23 protein-coding genes, 1 other RNA gene and 1 pseudogene are annotated in these 20352 nt (G+C 26.0%); 17 read left to right on the top strand and 8 right to left on the bottom strand.

The window, feature by feature from the left end; translation table 11 throughout:
- Window positions 1–407: IS3 family transposase (locus VJI93_RS09370; RefSeq protein WP_442953992.1), on the bottom strand; the 407-nt coding region annotated here is incomplete at its 3' end.
- Window positions 359–640, bottom strand: coding sequence for a transposase (locus VJI93_RS00955; RefSeq protein ID WP_323998898.1), 282 nt, complete (start codon window positions 638–640; stop codon window positions 359–361). The genes VJI93_RS09370 and VJI93_RS00955, both read right to left, overlap by 49 nt.
- 81 nt (window positions 641–721) lie before the next feature.
- On the opposite strand from VJI93_RS00955, the gene VJI93_RS00960 reads away from it, so the two are divergent.
- The 14 genes from VJI93_RS00960 (at window position 722) to VJI93_RS01025 (ending at window position 14701) form a co-directional block, all read left to right on the top strand.
- Window positions 722–1162, top strand: a complete 441-nt coding sequence (locus tag VJI93_RS00960; protein ID WP_323998897.1) for a TipC family immunity protein — start codon at window positions 722–724, stop codon at window positions 1160–1162.
- 242 nt (window positions 1163–1404) lie between these two features.
- The gene (locus VJI93_RS00965; RefSeq protein ID WP_323998896.1) at window positions 1405–1905 is read left to right on the top strand and encodes a dihydrofolate reductase; all 501 of its coding nucleotides are present in this window, start codon (window positions 1405–1407) and stop codon (window positions 1903–1905) included.
- Window positions 1906–1908: 3 nt separating this feature from the next.
- Entirely contained in the window at window positions 1909–2682 is a 774-nt protein-coding gene (srtB, locus tag VJI93_RS00970) for a class B sortase (protein WP_323998894.1), read from the top strand.
- A gap of 116 nt (window positions 2683–2798) precedes the next feature.
- Window positions 2799–3776 (top strand): glycosyltransferase family 2 protein, encoded by a 978-nt coding sequence (locus tag VJI93_RS00975; protein ID WP_323998893.1) that lies wholly within the window; start codon window positions 2799–2801, stop codon window positions 3774–3776.
- The gene (locus VJI93_RS00980; RefSeq protein WP_323998891.1) at window positions 3776–4585 is read left to right on the top strand and encodes a LicD family protein; all 810 of its coding nucleotides are present in this window, start codon (window positions 3776–3778) and stop codon (window positions 4583–4585) included. Before VJI93_RS00975 ends, VJI93_RS00980 begins: the two co-directional genes overlap by 1 nt.
- A 9-nt stretch (window positions 4586–4594) precedes the next feature.
- Entirely contained in the window at window positions 4595–5407 is an 813-nt protein-coding gene (locus VJI93_RS00985) for a LicD family protein (protein ID WP_323998890.1), read from the top strand.
- Window positions 5408–5424: 17 nt separating this feature from the next.
- On the top strand, window positions 5425–6933 hold the full coding sequence (locus VJI93_RS00990) for an oligosaccharide flippase family protein (RefSeq protein WP_323998889.1): 1509 nt from the start codon (window positions 5425–5427) through the stop codon (window positions 6931–6933).
- A 226-nt stretch (window positions 6934–7159) separates the two neighbouring features.
- Entirely contained in the window at window positions 7160–7771 is a 612-nt protein-coding gene (locus VJI93_RS00995; protein WP_323998888.1) for a hypothetical protein, read from the top strand.
- 15 nt (window positions 7772–7786) lie between these two features.
- The gene (locus tag VJI93_RS01000; RefSeq protein WP_323998887.1) at window positions 7787–8323 is read left to right on the top strand and encodes a hypothetical protein; all 537 of its coding nucleotides are present in this window, start codon (window positions 7787–7789) and stop codon (window positions 8321–8323) included.
- Between the two features lie 143 nt (window positions 8324–8466).
- On the top strand, window positions 8467–10245 hold the full coding sequence (locus tag VJI93_RS01005; RefSeq protein ID WP_323998886.1) for an NTP transferase domain-containing protein: 1779 nt from the start codon (window positions 8467–8469) through the stop codon (window positions 10243–10245).
- Window positions 10246–10432: 187 nt separating this feature from the next.
- Window positions 10433–11278: an energy-coupling factor transporter ATPase gene (locus VJI93_RS01010; RefSeq protein WP_323998885.1), complete on the top strand. Its 846-nt coding sequence runs from the start codon at window positions 10433–10435 to the stop codon at window positions 11276–11278.
- Window positions 11278–12132 (top strand): energy-coupling factor transporter ATPase, encoded by an 855-nt coding sequence (locus VJI93_RS01015; RefSeq protein WP_323998884.1) that lies wholly within the window; start codon window positions 11278–11280, stop codon window positions 12130–12132. The genes VJI93_RS01010 and VJI93_RS01015 overlap by 1 nt, the downstream gene beginning before the upstream one ends.
- Entirely contained in the window at window positions 12132–12950 is an 819-nt protein-coding gene (locus VJI93_RS01020) for an energy-coupling factor transporter transmembrane component T family protein (protein ID WP_323998883.1), read from the top strand. Before VJI93_RS01015 ends, VJI93_RS01020 begins: the two co-directional genes overlap by 1 nt.
- 17 nt (window positions 12951–12967) lie before the next feature.
- Window positions 12968–14701: an Rqc2 family fibronectin-binding protein gene (locus VJI93_RS01025; protein WP_323998882.1), complete on the top strand. Its 1734-nt coding sequence runs from the start codon at window positions 12968–12970 to the stop codon at window positions 14699–14701.
- A 34-nt stretch (window positions 14702–14735) separates the two neighbouring features.
- On the opposite strand, the gene VJI93_RS01030 is transcribed toward VJI93_RS01025, so the two are convergent.
- The 6 genes and pseudogenes from VJI93_RS01030 to VJI93_RS01055 all read right to left on the bottom strand — a co-directional run bounded on the left by VJI93_RS01030 (window position 14736) and on the right by VJI93_RS01055 (window position 18472).
- Complete coding sequence (locus VJI93_RS01030) at window positions 14736–14909, bottom strand: sulfurtransferase TusA family protein (RefSeq protein WP_081446152.1); 174 nt, start codon at window positions 14907–14909, stop codon at window positions 14736–14738.
- Window positions 14910–14961: 52 nt separating this feature from the next.
- Window positions 14962–16014: pseudogene (locus tag VJI93_RS01035) on the bottom strand (YeeE/YedE family protein).
- Between the two features lie 344 nt (window positions 16015–16358).
- Window positions 16359–16913 (bottom strand): hypothetical protein, encoded by a 555-nt coding sequence (locus VJI93_RS01040; protein ID WP_323998881.1) that lies wholly within the window; start codon window positions 16911–16913, stop codon window positions 16359–16361.
- Between the two features lie 40 nt (window positions 16914–16953).
- Window positions 16954–17442: a sunset domain-containing protein gene (locus tag VJI93_RS01045; protein ID WP_323998880.1), complete on the bottom strand. Its 489-nt coding sequence runs from the start codon at window positions 17440–17442 to the stop codon at window positions 16954–16956.
- Between the two features lie 235 nt (window positions 17443–17677).
- Window positions 17678–18025, bottom strand: a transfer-messenger RNA (tmRNA) gene (ssrA, locus tag VJI93_RS01050).
- Window positions 18026–18085: 60 nt separating this feature from the next.
- The gene (locus VJI93_RS01055) at window positions 18086–18472 is read right to left on the bottom strand and encodes a hypothetical protein (RefSeq protein ID WP_323998879.1); all 387 of its coding nucleotides are present in this window, start codon (window positions 18470–18472) and stop codon (window positions 18086–18088) included.
- A 198-nt stretch (window positions 18473–18670) separates the two neighbouring features.
- Here VJI93_RS01055 and VJI93_RS01060 point away from each other — a divergent pair, with 198 nt between their 5' ends.
- From VJI93_RS01060 to rpoZ, 3 genes are read left to right on the top strand one after another with little or no spacing between them, the layout of a single operon-like run.
- On the top strand, window positions 18671–19555 hold the full coding sequence (locus VJI93_RS01060; RefSeq protein WP_323998878.1) for a YicC/YloC family endoribonuclease: 885 nt from the start codon (window positions 18671–18673) through the stop codon (window positions 19553–19555).
- 13 nt (window positions 19556–19568) lie between these two features.
- Entirely contained in the window at window positions 19569–20141 is a 573-nt protein-coding gene (gmk, locus tag VJI93_RS01065) for a guanylate kinase (RefSeq protein ID WP_323998877.1), read from the top strand.
- A gap of 12 nt (window positions 20142–20153) precedes the next feature.
- The gene (gene rpoZ, locus VJI93_RS01070; RefSeq protein WP_068473103.1) at window positions 20154–20351 is read left to right on the top strand and encodes a DNA-directed RNA polymerase subunit omega; all 198 of its coding nucleotides are present in this window, start codon (window positions 20154–20156) and stop codon (window positions 20349–20351) included.
- Window position 20352: the final 1 nt, after the last annotated feature.

The following is a 20352-nucleotide window of genomic DNA, read 5'->3' on the forward strand; positions in this document are numbered from 1 at the left end:
GGATTGAACTGTTGATGTAGATGATTTACACATACTTCGTCTGTTTTTACAAAATTCTTAAATTTTGGTTTTTCTGTGGAACGCTTAGGCAGATTCATAGTGTTTATCAGTCGGTACACTCTTCCAAGGCTGATTTGAATGCCATAATCACGCTCTAAAACACGACGAATCTTGTAAGCTCCAAGTGAATTGTCATAGTCTAAGTAAATTTGCAAAATATATTGACGAATTATTTGATTTTCACAAGTTCGTGGTGCTGGATCAGAATAAAAATGTTTGTAATAAGTACTGCGATGAACTTTAAGGACTCTACAAAGTGTCTTGATTTTGTGTTGATGACGCAGCTTATGTACAGCTTCTAATCGCTGTTTGAGTGTGGCGTGAATATGGCAATCGCTTTTTTTAATATTAGGTTTTCTTCTTCGAGTTGAGCCATACGTTTTTGAAGTTCCTTAACTTGTTTTGCTGTAAGGACTTGACCATCATCTGTTTCCACAGTGGAATATTGTTTAATCCATTTTGTGAGCGCAGATTGTGATACGCCATATTCTTTGATGAGAGAAGCTTGGGTTTTACCATTGTGGTAAAGGTCTACGAGGGTTTGCTTGAAAGCATCGTCGTAACGGTTTTTTGTGGACATAAAAGATACCTCCTTTTTGTGTTCATAAATATAATACTATTATTTATTTAATGTGTCCACTTTTATAAGTAGGGTGCATCAATGAGTGAAGATACAATAGTAGATGAGAGATATGAAAATAAATATAAAACAAAAAAAATAGGAAAATGGGATATAGGATTTAGTTTTAGTTATGATACAAAAAAAGTATATATGTTCTTTTATAATGAAATACCTGAAAAGAAAAAATCAATTTCTATAGATTATAAGTATGATGTAGAAAGTAAGATATTGGTTGAAGAAGTTCGTTTTTATAATGATACTGAAAACTTAAAAAAATCAAAAATTAAAGCTATACCAAAGATAAAAGAATATTTAGAGAAAAATAATATATCCATAAAAGACTTAAAAGAAACAGTAGATGAATTGCTGTATGAAAAGGTAATAGGAGACTGGGAAAAATATACAAACTCAAGATTTTCAAAAGACAATTTAGGGACAGTAAAAATAGAAAGAAGCCCATTGTTTAACGGAGTGGATTAGGGAAAAATAAATAAGTTTAAGGAGATATTTGATTAGATATATTAAGATATATAGAATGGACATTAAATTCAATGGCATTAAAGAAATAGAAAAAAATATATTTTTATAGGTTATAAATACCATATTTTAATAACAAAAATTAGATAAAAATATGGAATTGTGGTATAATGGTTACATTGCAACAACGGAAAAGATTTATCAAAAGGAGTTGCAATTTAATAAAAAATAAAAAGGATAAAAATATGGTTTTAGATAATTTATATTTAATAGTTGCAATTACTGAAAAAAGTAATGCAATAGGCAAAGATAATAATTTATTGTATTTTATAAAAGAAGATATGAATTTTTTTAAAGAAAAAACTTGTGGTAATTCTATAATATGTGGTAGAAAAACATTTGAAGGATTTAAAATAAAACCACTTCCAAAAAGAAATAATATTGTTTTAACAAATAGTGATTTCTCATTTAATGGGGTAAAAATATTTAAAAATATAGATGATTTAATTAGTTTTGTAAAAGAAAATCCAAAAGAAAAGTTTTTTGTTTGTGGAGGGATGAGTATTTATAAACAATTAATTGACTTTTGTTCGAGAATGTATATTACAAAATATGTAGAAAAAGAAATAATAGAAGCGGATAGTCATTTTCCAGAAATTGACGAAAATATTTGGAAAGTTAGTGAAAAGATTGATGGAAAAAACGATAATCCAAAATTAACATTTTATATTTATGAAAGGATTTAAGATATGCAAAGAGAAGATATAAGGATAAAAAAGGGGAGAAAAAGACGAAATAAAAGAAAAAAATGGTTTTGGAATATACTTTTTGTAATCTGTTTGGGAGTTTTTATTTATTCTGCAGGAAATCTAATCAAAGATTATTATGGTTCATACAAGGCAGGTAAAGATTTAAGTGTTCTAAGGGAAACTGCTTTTAATGGTGATAAAGATACTGAAAGAGTAGTAAATATAGAAGAATTAAAAAAGATTAATTCTGATGCTATTGGATGGCTTGAAATACCGGGAACGAATATAGATGAGCCTTTAGTTCAAGGAAAAGATAATGACTACTATCTTTGGAGAGATTTTAAGAAAAATAAATATCCCGTAACAGGAACACTATTTTTAGATATGTATAATAAAGCAGATTTTTCAGATAGAATCAGTTATATATTTGGGCATAATATTTGGGATAAGACAAAATTTTATGAATTAAAAAAGTTTGAAGATTCAAAATTTTTAGAAAGTCATAAGACATTTTATCTTTATACAGAAAAAGGAAAAATGGAGTATGAAGTATTGGGAATAGACCTTGTAGATCCTGATACGCCACTTTATGAGCTCAGTTCAAATAGAAATGAAGATGTAGAAGCAATGAAAAAAGAATTGAGTAAACATATTCCAAAGGCTGAAGTTGATAAAATTGATAAAAACACAAAACTTTTGATGCTTGTAACTTGTAAAACGCCTGATGACAATGCGGCGAGAAGAATTTTGTTTGCAAAATTAAAAGAGAAGTAATTTGTTAAGGAGATTTTTATCTCCTTTATTTATTGTGAAAAATTGTAAATTTTAATGATTTATAGTATAATTTGTATTGACATTAATATAATACGATTAGAAAATAAAGGAGACTTATGGACAAGATAAGTGTTATTGTACCTGTATATAATGTAGAAAAATATGTTAAAAAATGTTTGGAGTCAATTTCAAATCAAACATATAAAAATATAGAAATTATAATAGTAAATGACGGAGCAACTGATAATAGTGAAAAAATATGCAGAGAATTTGTAGGAAACGAGGATAGAGCAAAACTTTATACAAAAGAAAATGGTGGATTGTCAAGTGCAAGAAATCATGGAATGCAATTTGTAACTGGAAATTATGTGTTGTTTATAGATTCTGATGATTATATTTCAGAGGAAATGATTGAAGAACTTTATAATAATATAAAAGCTGAAAGTGCAGATGTTTCTGTATGTGGAGTTTATAATGTTTATTCAGATGGTCAATCTCCACAATGCAAGGAAGAAATTTATTTTAGTTGTGATAGGGATGGATTTTTAAAAGAATATTTTATTGGAGAAAAAATTCCAGGAACCATTTGTAATAAACTCATCTCCTATGAAATTGCAAGTAAGATTTCATTTCCTGTGGGTAAAATCTATGAAGACGCTTTTTATCAGTTTAAACTTGTAAAATATGCAAAAAAATATGTTGTAACAACAAAGCCATATTATTATTATTTTCATCGAGAAAATAGTATAACAACAAAGCCTTATACTATAAAAAATATGGACTGCATAGAAATTTATTCCAATTTTTATGACTATATAAAAAGAGAAATACCGTTTCTTTCTGAATTTGCTTTTTTTAGACTTTCCTATGCACATTTTATGGTTTTTGATAAAATGTTATTGAGTGAAAATTATAAAGAAATTAAAGAATATAGAGAAGTTTTAGGATTCTTAAAGAAAAACTTTTGGAAAATTTACAAAAATAAAAATTTTAGAAAAGGTAGAAGAATAGCTGTATTAATGTTAAAAATAAATATTAAATTATATAGATTTTTGCTTTTTAAGGATTTGAAGAGAAAGGGAGTAAATGCTTAATGGAAATAAAATATCTTTCTATAGATGAAATAAAATCTGTAGAGCTTGAAATTCTAAAATATATTCACAATTTTTGCATTGAAAATGATATAAAATATTTTATAAATTATGGAACTTTAATTGGGGCAGTAAGACATAAAGGATTTATTCCTTGGGATGATGATATAGATATTTGTATGCTTAGGAAAGACTATGAAAAGTTTATAGATTTATTTTCAAAAGATGATGGAATTTATAAGATTTTATCTTTAGAAACTAATGACAAATACTATAACAATTTTATTAAGGTTGTAAATTCAAAAACTAAAATTGAAGATGAAAGAAATTATAAAACTTATGATTCAGGAATTTTTGTTGATATTTTTCCAATGGACTTTTTTGATGATTTAAGTTTAGTTGAAAAAACATATAAATTGGAAAGTTTTAAGCTTCTATCTTTTTCAAAAAAAGAAAATATTCAATATGGGGACAGTAAGCTGAAAGATTTTATAAGATTGTTTTTATGGGCAATATTAAAACCTGTATCTCCAAGATTTTTTGCGAAAAAAATTAAAAAAGCTGTTGAAGGTTATTCCAAAGAAACTGGAAAATATTTTGGAGTTGTGGGCTGTTCAAAATGGAAATATGATGACGTTTTTGACTATAATCCTTTTGATGAATTAATAGAGTTAGAGTTTGAAGATTGCAAATTTTTTGCACCAAAAAAATATGATGAGATTTTAAAAAAATATTATGGAAATTATATGGAATTTCCACCTGTTGAAAAGAGAGTATATCCTCATGAAATTAAAGCTTATTATATAGATTAGGAGATTAAGATGAAAGAAAGGCTAACGGTCGATGAGCTTAAAAATTATGAATTAAATATTTTAAAGTTTATTGACTATGTTTGTAAAAAATATAACATAAAATATTTTGTAAGTTATGGAACATTACTTGGGGCAGTAAGACATAAGGGCTTTATTCCTTGGGATGATGATATTGATGTTGCAATGTATAGAGAAGATTATGAGAGATTTCAAAAAGCTGTAATTGAAGAAAATAATGAAAGATACACAATTTTATCAAAGGATAATAGTGATTGGTATTTTCAAAACTTTTTTGTAGTCATAGATAAACACACTCTGTTGGAAGATAGCGTAAAGCGAAATAGAAAAGATAGTAATATTTTTGTTGATATTTTTCCAATTGATAGATTCAATGATTTAAATTTTGTGAAAAAAGCACATTTAATGGTAACTTTAAAACATATTTGTTTCATAAAGAAAAAATATATAATTCATAAAGATAGTAGAATAAAAGATTTTTGCAGAGTTGTCTTTTGGCATTTGTTGGCGTTTGTAAATCCGAGATTTTTTACAAAAAAAATTGAAAAATTAGTTGAAAAATATGTTGATAAAAATGGAATTTATGAGGGTGCTATTGGGCTTGATAAAACTGGAATGAAGGAAGTTTTTGAAACAGGAACTTATGAAGAATTAATAGAATTGCCTTTTGAAGATATGATGGTACCTGCTCCTAAAAATTATAACAAGATTTTAACTCAATTTTATGGAGATTATATGAAAAAGCCTTCTGATGAGGAAATTGAATATAAATCACATCTTTTAGATGCTTATAGAATAAAATAGGGAGAATAATTTTAGTTATGGCAAAAAATATAAAAGTAAATGCTTTAGCGAGTATTTTAGTTAGAGTTTTTAATATTTTATTCCCATTAATTACAGGCCCATACCTTGCCAGAATTTTGAGCAAGGAGTCTTATGGGGAATTTAATGCTGCAAATTCTATATTAAATTTGTTTATTCCATTTGCTGCATTTGGGATATACAGTTATGGGATTCGTTCAATAAGTAGAGTTAAAAATAATATAAAAGAAATAAGTAAGAATTTTACTGTTCTTTTTTCTATAAATGTAATTAGTTCTTTGAGTATTGGAATTTTATATATTGGATATATGCTTTTAAATGTAAATTCCAATATGTATATGTTATATCTCGCATTAAGTATTCAAATTTTTACTCAATTTGTAACAATAGAGTGGATGAATGAGGCTTTTGAAAATTACGGATTTATTCTCTTTAAGACATTATTTATCCGTGTACTTATGCTCGTTTCGATTTTTGCATTTGTAAAAAAAGCTGATGATATAGTAAATTATGCTTTCATTTTATCTATTACAAATCTTATAAACTATTTAATTAGTTTTTATTATATAAAGAAAAAAGTAAAATTTGTAAAAGTCAAAATAAAAGATATTTTGATACATATAAAGCCTTTAATTGGAATGTTGCTTTTAGCTAATTCATATATGCTATATACTGCATTGGATAGAGCTGTACTTTCATTATTAGACGCAAAGATTTCAGTTTCCTACTATACCTTTGCTTTATCAATAGCTCAATTAATTACAAGTGTAGTTTATTCGATAATAGTTGTAAGTATTCCAAGACTTTCGTATTACTATGGAAATGGTGATGAGAAAAATTATACAGAATTGCTAAATCAAGTTGCCAAGACATTTTTATTCTTGGTAATTCCTATGGGGATTGGATTAAGTTGTGTTTCTGACGAAGTAATGCTTATATATGCAGGGGAAAAATATCTGGAAGCTGGTTTTATTTTAAAATTGTTTTCGCTTAGAATAGTTATGTGGGCATTGGATCAACTTCTTGCAAATCAGGTCTTATTTGTAAGGGGATATGAAAAAAATATAACCGCATTTTATTTTATAGGCGGATTTATGAACTTAATTTTAAATATAGTTTTATTCAAATTAAGAGTTATTCAAGCTGAATATTTTGTATATACTACTTTATTTTCAGAAATTGTAGTATTGATAATTCAAGTTTATTTTATAACTAAGAGAAATATTGTTTCTATAAATGGGATATTAAAATCTTATATTAAATATGTACTATGTTCCATTCCATTTTTTGCAATAACTTATGGAATAAATCATATTTTAAAATATTCATTGACATTGAATTTACAATTCTTTATGAGAGTTTTAGCTATAATTATATCATGCGTACTATACTATTTTATAATTATGTTAATTACAAAGGACAAAATTTTATTTGTTACAATTGATGGAATAAAAAGTAAATTAAGATCTATGAAGTATAAACTTAAAGCAAAAAAATATAATGGATAATCAAAAAGTTCTAAAAATTTAAAATTTTTAGAACTTTTTTAATGCATATAATTTTTAATTAAGGAATATAATATAACTAAAAAGTTTTTATTTAATATTGAAATTGTAAATTTTATATGATATAATAACTTTCGTATAATATATCAGGAAAATACTTTTATGAGATATAAAGTGGTTTGAAGTGGGAGAAATAAATAATTCTGCTTCGTATCCAAAGGGAGGAATAATGAATACATTTTTTAGTTTATATAATTTTTTTGCAATTAGCTTTCTAGCGAGAAGTAATGACTTAGATGAATTTGTTAAACAATTAAGAGGATGGATATTTTTAGTTTTCCCTCCTACATGGCCTTTTGTATTAGCTATATACTTTGTAATTTATTTTATAATATTATATATAGCTATTACTCATCTTGAAATATATAATCCTTCAAAAGTCCTTATGGAATCAGTATTTAAGGCAAGCTTTTTTGGAATTTTTTGTGATATGTTAATTATAATATATTTTTTAGGTTATGTAGTTTTAGCAAGAGTTATGTATTCTAAAGAAATTGAACCTTTTTTTGAAAAGTGGATGGGTCCTTTATATGTAGCAATATTGGGTGGATTAATTAATAATGTCTTCGTAATTTTAATAATATGTTTTCTAATTTTTTTGACAAGGCTATTAAACTATAAATTGAATGAGAGTTTTATTTTTAAAAAACTTGATATAGACGAAGAAAAAAAGAAAAAACTAGCATTATATTTGATACCTGTTACAAGCATTTATGTATTTTTCGTTCCTGTAGGGTGGTTTTTTAAATTAATAGATTTTTTTAGAAATACTTTTATGTAAATTTAAGGAGGGAAAATGAATTTACTTTTTAGTTTAAACTATATTTTTTTAATAAGTTTTTTACAAAAATTTTTTGGAGAATATGGTCTTACAATGCCAGTATGGTTTTTATGGTTGATTCCAACGTTTTGGTTTTTTATTATACCTATAACTTCTATATTTTATTTAATAGTAATGATAATAACAATGTTATGTTTAAAAATAGATAGACCTTTTAATATATTAAAAAAATCAATAGTAAAATTTTCTTTTTTTGGATTTTTAACTGATCTTTTCATTGTTCATTTTCTATATGTTTTATATTTATTGATTGAACTTGATGATAAATCAGGGATTACTTTGAAGTCTTTATATGGGAATATATTCGAGAATAAAGGTATGTTATTTGCAATGTGTTTGGCTATTTTAATTTCAAGATTTATAAATTATAAATTAAATAGAAAATATACCTTTTCAAAACTTGATATTGAAGAAGAAAACAAGAGGAAATTAGCATTAGTCTTAGCAATACTTACTGCACCATATATATTTTTCTTTTCAATAACACTTTAAATAATATTATTTTGTATAAATTATAAAAAATTAAATTAAAAATGTATAAAAAGTTCTAAAACATTAAATTTTTAGAACTTTTTTCTTGTTCATTTTTATATAGTGTGGTATAATTTGTGAACAAGATATTTAAGGAGGTATTTATGTTAACAATACAACAATTTGATATTTTAAATCTATTTTTTAAAAATCCAAATAAAAAATATACTCAAAGAGAAATTTCAGAAATTACAAAAATTTCTTTGGGAAAAGTTAATGAAATTTTAAAAAAATTAAAAAATAATGAATTTATAGATAAAGATTTCAAAATTACAGCTAAAGGGTTTTCTACATTAGAGCCATATAAAGTTGATAATGCAATAATAATGGCAGCTGGAATGAGTTCAAGATTCGCTCCTCTTTGTTATGAAAGTCCAAAAGGTCTTTTAAATGTAAAAGGGGAAAAACTAATTGAAAGAGAAATTTTACAACTAAAAGAAGCGGGAATTGAAGATATTACTTTAGTTGTAGGTTATATGAAGGAAAAGATGTTTTATCTTGCAGAAAAATATGGAGTAGATATAGTCGTTAATGAAGATTATTACAGATTTAACAACACTTCATCTCTAATTTTGGTTACTGATAAATTAAAAAACACTTACATCTGTTCTTCAGATAATTATTTTCCAAATAATCCTTTTGAAAAATATGTTTACAGAGCATATTATTCAGCTGTTTATCAAGATGGAGAAAGCGATGAATATTTTGCAGAATTTGATAAAAAGGGAAGGATTACAGGTGTAACAATTGGGGGAAAAGACGATTGGATAATGCTGGGTCATGTTTTTTTTAACAGAGAATTCAGTAATAAGTTTGTGAAATTGTTGAAAGCTGAATATCATGAACCGATAGTTCATGAAAATTTATGGGAAACTTTTTATATGCGACATATAAAAGAATTGGATAATATGTATATTAGAAAATATGATGTAGAGGATATAAAAGAATTTGATTCTTTGGAGGAGTTAAGACTTTTTGACGAAAAATATGTTACTAACTCTGACTCTAAAATTTTCCAAAATATTTGCTCTGTTCTAAAATGTAATGAAGAGGAAATAAAGGATATTAAACCTATAAAAATGGGAATGACAAATACTTCTTTTAAATTCAGTTGTAAGGGGAAATCCTATGTATATAGACATCCAGGTCCCGGAACTGAATTAATCATAAATAGAAAAAGTGAGTTTGATTCAATGAAAATTGCAAAAGAATTAGAGTTAGATGATACTTACATCTATATGGATAAGGATAGTGGTTGGAAAATTTCAAAATATATAGAAAATGTAAAAATTCTAGATTATGCTGATAAAAAGAATGTAAAAAGAGCTATCTCTATACTTAAAAAATTGCATACAAGTGGTAGAATAACGAAATTTAAATTCAATATTTTTGAGGAAATTGAGAATTTTAAAATCAAAATAAAAAATTCGCATAGAGATGATTTTGATGATATGAGTTTTATGAACGATAAAATCTATAGATTAAAGAATTTTTTAGACAAAGATGATATAAAAGAGTGCATTTGCCATTGCGACAGTTATGATTTGAATTTTTTATTGGACAACAGAGATAAAATGTATTTAATAGATTGGGAATATTCTGCAATGTCAGATCCGGCAGGAGATCTTGGATGTTTTATTACTTGTTCAAAATATTCTTTTGATGAAGCAGTTGATATAATAAAAGAATATTTTAGTGGAAATCCTACAGCTAAAGAATTAAGACATTATATTGCCTATGTTGCAGTAAGTTCATTTTATTGGTTCTTATGGGCGATTAATCAAGAAATTCAAGGAAAGAGCATTGGTGAATATTTGTATATTTGGTATAATCATACTAAAGAATATGCTGACTATGCTTTAAAATTATATGAACAAAGATAAAATTGTTAATAATCAATAAATTAAGAAATTTATAAAGAAAAATAATGTAATTGAAATTAGTTTAGAATATTTTAAAGGCAACTTTACGAAAGTTGTCTTTTTTGCTGATTTTTGGGTATTCAATATTTGTTATTATTGAAAAAAAGTATTGTTTATGTTATCATAAATTGTTAGTAGGTGATAAATTTTGAATGAAAAAATAATTGATATAAAAGATTTAAGATATGAATATTCCGGAGAGGATGATAAGAAGAGTATTGCTCTGGACGGAGTCAGTTTTTCTGTGAATAAGGGAGAATTGATTTCTATTTTGGGACATAATGGAAGTGGAAAATCTACTTTAGCAAAACTTTTAAATGCTCAGATTACTCCAACAGATGGAGAAATTGAAATTTTTGGGATTAATACAAAGGATGAAAATAGAATTTGGGATATTAGACAAAAATGTGCCATGGTTTTTCAAAATCCTGATAATCAACTTGTTGCGACAGTTGTAGAGGAAGATGTAGCTTTTGGTCCTGAAAATTTAGGAGTTCCTTCTGCTGAAATAAGAGAAAGAGTTGATGAAGCTTTAAAAATTGTTGAAATGGAAGAGTATAAAAAGCACTCACCACATATGCTTTCGGGTGGGCAAAAACAGAGAGTTGCGATAGCCGGAATTCTTTCAATGAAATCGGAAGTGATAATTTTTGACGAATCAACAGCAATGCTTGATCCTATCGGAAGAAAAGATATTATTGATACTATTTTAAAATTAAATAGAGAAGAGAATAAAACTATTTTATATATAACTCATTATATGGAAGAAGCTGTTCTTTCCGATAGAGTTATTGTTTTAAATGAGGGAAAGATTGAGTTTGATGATAGTCCTAAAAAAGTTTTTTCAAATGTTGAAACCTTAAGAGATTTAGGACTTTCTGTTCCACAGGTTACAGAACTTGCCTATCTTTTAAAGAATGAAGGGATAGAAATTCCTTCTGATATTTTAACAAATGATGAAATGATAGAATTTTTGGAGAGAAAATTAAAATAATGGATATAAATTTTAAAAATGTAAGTTTTGTCTATGGAGAAAAAACTCCTTTTGAAAAACTTGCTTTAGATAGTATAGATTTAACTATAAAAAAGGGAGAATTTGTTGGTATTATAGGGCATACAGGAAGTGGAAAATCAACATTAATTCAACATTTTAATGGAATTCTAAAGCCTACAAGTGGTGATGTTTTTATTGGAGATATGAACACTAAAGATAAGGAACTTGCTAAAAGCGGTTTAAGATATAAAATTGGATTAGTTTTTCAATATCCTGAATATCAACTTTTTGAAGAGACAATTGAAAAAGATATTGCTTTTGGACCTAAGAATATGGGACTTAGCGAAGCAGAAGTTACAGAGAGAGTAAAAGAAGCAATGGAGCTTGTAGGACTTGATTATGAAGCTAAAAAGGATAAATCTCCTTTTGAAATTTCTGGCGGACAAAAAAGAAGGGTTGCAATAGCTGGAATTTTGGCTATGAAACCCGATATTTTGATTTTAGATGAACCTACTGCAGGACTTGACCCTAAGGGTAGAGATGAATTGTTTTTTCAAATTAAAAGGCTTTATGAAAAGAATAATATTACAATAGTTTTGATTTCTCATAGTATGGAAGATGTTGCAAAACTAGTAAATAGAATAATTATAATGAAAAATGGACGTATCCATTTAGACAAAAACACAAAAGAAGCTTTTAGCGATGTAGATGGTTTAAAAAAAGTTGGACTTAATGTTCCGCAAATTACAGAACTTATGGATATTTTAAGAAAAAAAGGACATCATTTTAGTAAAAATATTCTAACAGTTGATGAAGCTTTTAGCGAAATTAAAATAGAATTGAGGAAAAATTAATGGTAAAAAATATATCTATAGGTAGATTTTTTCCGGGAGACAGTATTATTCACAGACTAGATCCCAGACTTAAACTATATTTTATTTTTATGTTTATACTTTCCATATTTTTTATAAAGAGTTTTCTTGTTTTTATACCACTTGCAATTTTTTTGTTTTCAATTATAAAAATTGCAAAATTACCAATTTTAATGGTTTTAAAAGGATTAAAAGGAATTTTTTACATTGTTTTATTTACAGTGATTTTGAATTTACTTTTAACACCAGGAGAGGTTTTATTTAGAATATGGATTATAAATATAACCAAAGAAGGGGTTAAATTAAGTGCCTTTATGAGTGTTAGAATAACTCTTTTAGTTATAGGGACAAGCCTTTTAACTCTAACAACAAGCCCTATTGTACTTACAGATGCTTTGGAATATGTTATGAAGCCTTTTGAAAAAATCAAGTTTCCTGCTCATTCTGTAGCAATGATGATGACAATTGCTCTAAGATTTATACCGACAATTTTAGATGAAATGGATAAAATTACTAAGGCTCAAACTGCAAGAGGTGCTGATTTTGAAACAGGAAGTATTATATCAAGAGCAAAAAGTTTGATTCCTTTACTTGTTCCACTTTTTGTAAATGCTCTAAAGCGTGCAGATGAATTAGCTGTTGCAATGGAAGCTCGATGTTATAGAGGTGGAGAAGGAAGAACTAGAATGAATGTTCTAAAATATTCAAGAACGGATTATATAGTTATGGCTTTCATAACAGTATTTTTTGGACTTGTAATAGCATCAAGATATTTCTTGAATATTTGGATTTTTAATTAAAAATAAAGGAAAGAAAAATGAGTTTTGATGGAATTTTTACAAAAGCGGTTGTTGATGAAATATATCCACTTTTATTAAATGGAAAAATAAATAAAATAAATCAACCGGATAAAAATGAAATAAATATACAGATATACAACAAGGATAATTATAAATTATTACTTTCTTGTGCAAATAATCTTTCAAGAATTCATTTAAGTGAAAAAAGCAAAAAGAATCCGATAACTGCATATAATTTTTGTATGTTGTTAAGGAAACATTTAGTTGGAGGTACTATTAAAAATATATACCAACATAAAATGGATAGGGTTGTTTGCTTTGAAATTGAAAATTTAAATGAATTAAAAGAACTTAGTAAAAAACTTTTAATCATTGAAATTATGGGAAAACATTCAAATATAATTCTTGTTGATAAAGAGAGTAATAAAATTATTGATGCAATTAAGCATATTGACTCCAGACAAAGTAGTATAAGAGAGGTTTTTCCAAATAAGGATTATTTTTTTGTCAAAGATGAAAAAGAAAATATTTTAGATGAAAATTATAAATTGCCTTCTGAAATTTTAAAAAATTCAGAACCAATTTCAATGAAAAAGTTCTTTTATACAAATTATTTGGGCTTTTCTCCGATTATTTCCTATGAATTATTAAATAATTCAAATGTTGATTCGACTGTTAATTCTGCTAATCTAAATGATGAAGATATTAAAAGAATTGATGAGAATTTTGTAAAATTGGTTGAAAATATTAAAAATAAAAACTATTCTCCTATTTTTATTAAAGATGAAATGAATAACAATAAAGATTTTTATTGTTTTGATTTGGACTTATATGAAAAAAAAGAAAGGGTTGATAGTTTATCGAAATTAGTCGAAAGTTTTTACCATAACAATTCCTTAAGAGATAGGATTAATCAAAAGGCATCAGGATTTAAAAAGATTTTAACTACAAAGTTAAATAGACTTACAAATAAATATATTGCAATGAATGATGAACTTTTGAATAATCAAAGTAAAGAAGATTTAAAGATTAATGCTGATTTACTTTCTATAAATATCTATAAGATAGAAAAGGGAATGAAGAAAGTCTCAGTAGAAAATATTTATAATAATATGGAGGAGGTTGAAATTTCGCTTGATGAAAAGAAATCTCCAAGAGAAAATATTGAAGCATATTACAAAAAATATAAAAAATTAAAAACTGCTGACGAAATAATAAAGGCTGAATTACCGAAAATTGAAGAAGAAATGAAGTATATAAAACAAATTTTGGAAACTATTGAAATTATAACAGAATTAAACGAGCTTTCTGAAATAGAAGAAGAACTTATTTCTTTGGGCTATATTAGGAAAAGTAAAAAAAATAAACAAAAACTTGAAAAGTCAAAACCTTATGTTTTTGAAACTGACTCAGGAGCATTGATTTATGTTGGAAAAAACAATTTACAAAATGAAAATCTAACATTAAAATTTGCAAATAAAAATGATATATTTTTCCATGCGCAAGATGTTCCGGGAAGCCATGTAATCTTAAGAGGATCAAATCTAACAGAAGATGACTACAAAATCGCAGGATTTTTAGCCGGATATTATAGTTATTTTAAAAATGAAGGATATGCAAATGTAGATTACACAGAAAAAAAACATATTAGAAAAGCAAAGGGAACAGGACTTGGAATGGTATATTACGATAATTACAAAACCTTATTTATAGACTTTAAAGATAAATTGTATGATAAATATAAAAAATAGAATGGCAAAAACCATTCTATTTTTTTATATTTTTCTATTTCTTTAAAACTATTACCCAACCTTCTCTGTCAAGTTTATCAAAAGATAAAATTTCGTGATTATGTTCTTGACAATATAAAGGTAAAGTTCCAACAGCTTCTGGACATGTAAATTCCAATTCAATAATTTGCCCAACCTGAGCATCACCCAAAGCTTTTTTAAGCTCTATAAGTGGAAGAGGTCAATCAAGTCCATGTGTATTTACTTTTATTACGTCCATCTTAACTCCTTTGTTTACTAACTAAAAATATTCTTGCACTTATCCAAATTCCTAGCATTAAGAATACAAATGCAAACCAACCTTTCATAGATAATTGAGCGGTGAAAACAAATCCGTTTGAAATGATACAACCTTGTCCCCAAATAGCTCCAAGTGCCATCAATGCACTACCTATGATTGTATATATTATTGTTTTTTTATTAGGCATAATGATTGAAAATTCTTTACTAATAAAAGATGTAAAGAAAGAGCCGAGTATAATTCCTAAAACAAACATACTTCCCCAGCCAAGACCTTGGCCATCGACACCTCATCCTATGCCTGCAGTTTCAATTGGACAAATTTTATCTGCCCAAGTTAAAATTGGAGTTGAAATTCCAAAACTACCAACACGTCCTGTAAGGCTACTAAAATAGAAAGTCAATCCCATTAAAAGTCCTATTAGAATAACAGTAAGTTCTTTTGACCACATTTTTTCACAAAATACATGGCGAAGACCTGTATATCTACTATGTAACTTAAATTTTAATTTATGTGATTTATAATGTCTGAACATTAGGAAGTATAATACTAAAACTATAATTGCACATAATATAATTGGTGAAAAAGGCAACTTTTCTAAAAAGTTATCCGGCAAAGTCAATTTTCCTGATTCAAAATACTTCGAAATTGGCTTTAAAGGTCCTTTTACAGCAATATATGATGTTATTGTGAAGGTTACAAGAGAAATTAATCCTATAATTCTACCATCACCGCTTTTTATTAGAGTGCTTGTTAAACATCCATTGCACATAATCGCACCAAAACCAAATATGAAGCTACCAAATGCAATTGCTATTACTGGGAAATCAACGAAAAAAGTCATAGGAACAAGATTAAAATAACGTAATATATGATAAATCAAAGCATTAGTAAAAATAATTGCTAAGAGTAAAACTAGGTTATAATATCTCTTTTCAAGATAAATATCACGAATAGTTCCTGTTGGACAAAATCTAGATCTCTTTAATAAAAAGCCAAAAAGAAAACCAAAAAGTAATCCTGTATAAATCATATTATCCTCCTTTTTTAAATATCGTCAAGTACAATTTTAACAAATATTTGCTAAAAGGTCAATTAAATTTACTTATGGATTTATTACCTTATTGTGAGAAAATTAAAGAAAAATTTAATTATATTTTATGACATAATAATTAAAATATATTTTTAAAAAATGTCAAAACTAATAATTCTAAAATTATTAATAATTTTATCTGAATTGAGTTTTTACAGATTAAGTTGAAAAATCTATTTTACAATTTTGATGAAAAATAGAAACAAATCAAACAAAAAAGGAGCGTAGGCTCCAATGTTTGTTTGGGAATTATTCTTTTATAATATAATATGATTTTAATTAAATTATTTCATTATATCTTTAATTACTTTTCCAGCTTTTACTTCAACTATAGTTTTGGTTTTATCTGTTGGTTGTAAAATTTTTACTGTTATACTTTTATCAAGATTTTTTGATATTAATAAAGCTGTATCAACAATTTCATTTTGCCAACCTTCAAGCATTGGTTTAGTCATCATACCTTTATCATTATAGTCAATCAATCCTGATACATCTGAAGCAGCTTGTTCAACTAATTCAATATTAACTGTATTATTCTTTTCATCAAATGTAGTCTTGGCAAAATGTTTATTAGAATTATTGAATTCTTGCAAATATTTATTAATCTTTGCAACAGATTCACTTGTAAGAGTTTTATTTTCTGAATTTTTTACTTTTTCTTTTAATTCTTTATTTTCCTTTTCCAGAGAATTAATTTTTTCTTGTAACTCAATGTTTTTCTTTTCCAAAGAATCTTTTTGCTCTTGGAACTGTTTAACAACTTTATTTTCTTCATTATTTTTACCAGAACAACTAACTAACATAATACTTATTAATAGCATAATAACAATTTTTTTCATAATAAAATCTCCTTAAATATATTTTTTAAGTATTTTAATTTTATTTTTTTGCTTTTCTATATCCTGCATTAATAGCTTCTTGTTCGCTATGAAATATAACTAAATTTTTGCTTGAAATTCTGTTATAATGTGCTTGACCTGGCATATGGTAAATTTTAGATTTTCTATTTGCGTGAATTTCTATTGATTCATTATTATAATTTGACGAACTGTTTTTCTCATTAGCTTTTCTTTCTTGTTCATAAGCTTCTTCATCTTTTTTCTTTTGTTCTTCCTGTTTTTGCCTTTCTTCTTCCTTGAGTTTCTCTTCCTCTAGCTTTTTATTTTCTTCTTCTTTACGTTTTTCTTCTTTACGTTTTTCTTCTTCCTCTTTTAACTTTTGCTCTTTTTTCTCTGATTCTTTTTGCTCTTTTTCTAGTTTGGCTTGTTGCTCCATTTTTTGTTGGTTGCTTTTTTCTTTAGAAGAACAACTTACAAAAATTAAAGAAGCCAGCAATAGTGCCAAAAAGCGAGTTTTACTTTTCTTCATTTTATTTCCTCCTAAAAATAAATATTTATAATAAATACTTTAAATATAAATAGTAAAATTTATATATAATAGTATTACTTTACATATAAAATTACATTGTTTAAAATAATTATACATTTAGAATTTATAAATGTCAATAAAAATCGATTGATGAATAGGGGAGATTCTACATAAAACTAAAAAACTCTTGTATATAAGTCATTTTATAAACTTATTATACAAGAGTTTTTTGATTTGGTGGAGATGGTGGGTGTCGAACCCACGTCCGAAAAAGCATTCATATCACTTTCTCCGAATACAGTCAATTTTAAATTTTCCAATAACCTATAAACTAACAAAATCAGTTAAAAGTATCTTATAAATACAATTACAAATCTAAGAACTTTTGTAAAGGTTGCCCACGAATTTAATGATAGAGTTTAGACTTTTGTGGGAAAAGAATAGACTCCAAATAGCTGACTAGGCAGCTAATGCAAAATTATTATTTTCTGCGTTTATATTTAATTTACCACTTTTTATGTTGATTGGATACAACAATTCGCTTATGATACTGCAACTTCCCCGTCGAAGCCAGTTCATCCCCATATTACTAAATATAGTATACCCATATTTTTATATCATGTCAAATTCAAAAAAGGAAAAATCAATTAGACTTTTTTAAAATTCTTGAAATTGATATAAAAATTGTAATTATTGAAAGAATAGCAAGGAAAAATAAAATCATAGTTATTCCATCGTCAAATAATCTTCTATAAAATCTATAAAAGTTATAAATTCTTAATATAAAAAATAAAATTATACCAACATTTATAGTTAAAAGATATTTTGTATTTTTTGTTACCAATAATAAAACAAATATAAATATAAAAATTAGAGAAATACTTAATGGAATATTTTTAAATATTGTTAAACTATGCATATATGGTTCATCAGAAGGATAAGATCCAGCTGATAGTTCTAAAATCAAAAGGTATAATAAAAATATTAAAAAACTAAATATTGAGTAAATTTTTTCTTTTATTAATTTCATAGTATCCTCCTTTTTATATGAACATTAGCAATTTATAACTTTATTATAAGATTATAAAGCTTTTTTGTAAAGTATTTTTTAAAAAAAATAGTCTAAAAGAAAAATTATTAAATTTTCGTAATAAAGTATTGTAAAATATTTTTACTCGATTTATAATTTATTAATATAAAAATAATATAAATTTTTAAGGAGAAAAAGATGTTAAAATCAATGACCGGTTATGGTAGAAGTGAGTTCGTTGATGAAAATTATGATTTATCTTTTGAGATGAAAGCTGTAAATCATAAATTTTTAGATATTCAAGTTAAATTACCATATTTTTTAAATTTTTGTGAAGAAGATATAAAAAAAGTTGTGAGAAAAAAATTATCAAGAGGACGGGTTGATATTTTTATAAGAGGAAAACAAAAGTTTTCTGAAAGTAATTCTGCTTTAGATGTCAATTATGATTTAGCTTCTGCTTATTTTGAGGCTTATAAAAGCATTTCTAAAAATCTTGGAATTGAGAGTTCTGTAAGTATAGGGCATATTGTTAGAAATGAGAATGTAGTTGATGTTAAAACTTCTGAAATAGACGAAGATTATTTGAAAAAGAATGTTTTGGAGTCCATTGAAAATGCGGTTGATGAGCTTGTTTCAATGAGAATTGTTGAAGGAGAAAATCTGAATAAGGATTTGTTAGACAATCTTTTAGCTTTTGAAAATAATTTAGAGAATATCAAAGAAAGAAAAAAAGATGTTTTAAATAATCAAATTGAGAGATTAAAATTAAAACTAAATGAATTTTCTGATGAATTATCTGAAAGTGAAATAAACAGATTAAATCTTGAAGTGATTTTTTATACTGATAAACTTGATATAAGCGAAGAAATTACAAGACTTCATTCACATATTCAAAATTTTAAGAAGTTTTTAAATCTAGAAAATCAAGTCGGTAAAAAAATTGAATTCTTATTACAAGAGATGAATAGAGAAATCAATACAATAGCAAGTAAATCAAATAATTATGCGATTTCAACTTATGTTATTGAAATGAAGGTTATTATAGAGAAACTTAGAGAACAAATTCAAAATGTTGAATAGTTTTGGAGGTAATATGAAAAAGGGATTTTTGATGGTTGTTTCAGGTCCGTCAGGAGTTGGTAAAGGTACTATTTGTGATATTTTATTAAGAGATAATAAAGATATTAAGTATTCAATTTCTGCAACGAGTAGAAATAAAAGACCTAATGAAGAACATGGAAAAAATTATTTTTTCATTTCAAATGATGAGTTTGAAAAGATGATAGCAGATGAAAAACTTTTAGAGTATGCAAGAGTTCATGGAAATTATTATGGAACTCCTAAGGATTTTGTTTTAAATTCTATTGATAATGGAGATGTAGTAATTTTAGAGATTGACGTCCAAGGAGCACTACAAGTTAAGAAAAATTATCCTGATGCAGTTTTAGTTTTTGTTTTGCCACCAGATTTTGAAGAATTAAAGAGAAGACTTGTAGAACGTGGAACGGAAGATGAAGAAACTATAAATGTAAGAATGAATAATGCAAAAAAAGAAGTTGAATTTTTAAATGAATATAATTATTCCATAGTGAATGATTTTATAGATGAAAGTGTAGATAAAATGAAGGCGATTATTGAAGCCGAAAGATTAAAGATTAAGAAATAGGAGGAATGAAAGATGATAAATCCATCATTTAAAGAATTAGAAAAAATTGATAAGAGTAGATATGCTCTAGTTGTAATGACAAGTAAAAGAGCTAGAAGAATTGTAAACGGATCTAAAAATTTAATGGAAACAGATGCACAAAAACCAATTACTCAAGCACTTCAAGAAATAGTAGCTGAAAAGGTAACTAAAAAAGAAAAGGAAGATTAAT

It is taken from the genome of Parvimonas sp. M20, from assembly GCF_035282425.1.
Classification (GTDB): Bacteria; Bacillota; Clostridia; order Tissierellales; family Peptoniphilaceae; genus Parvimonas.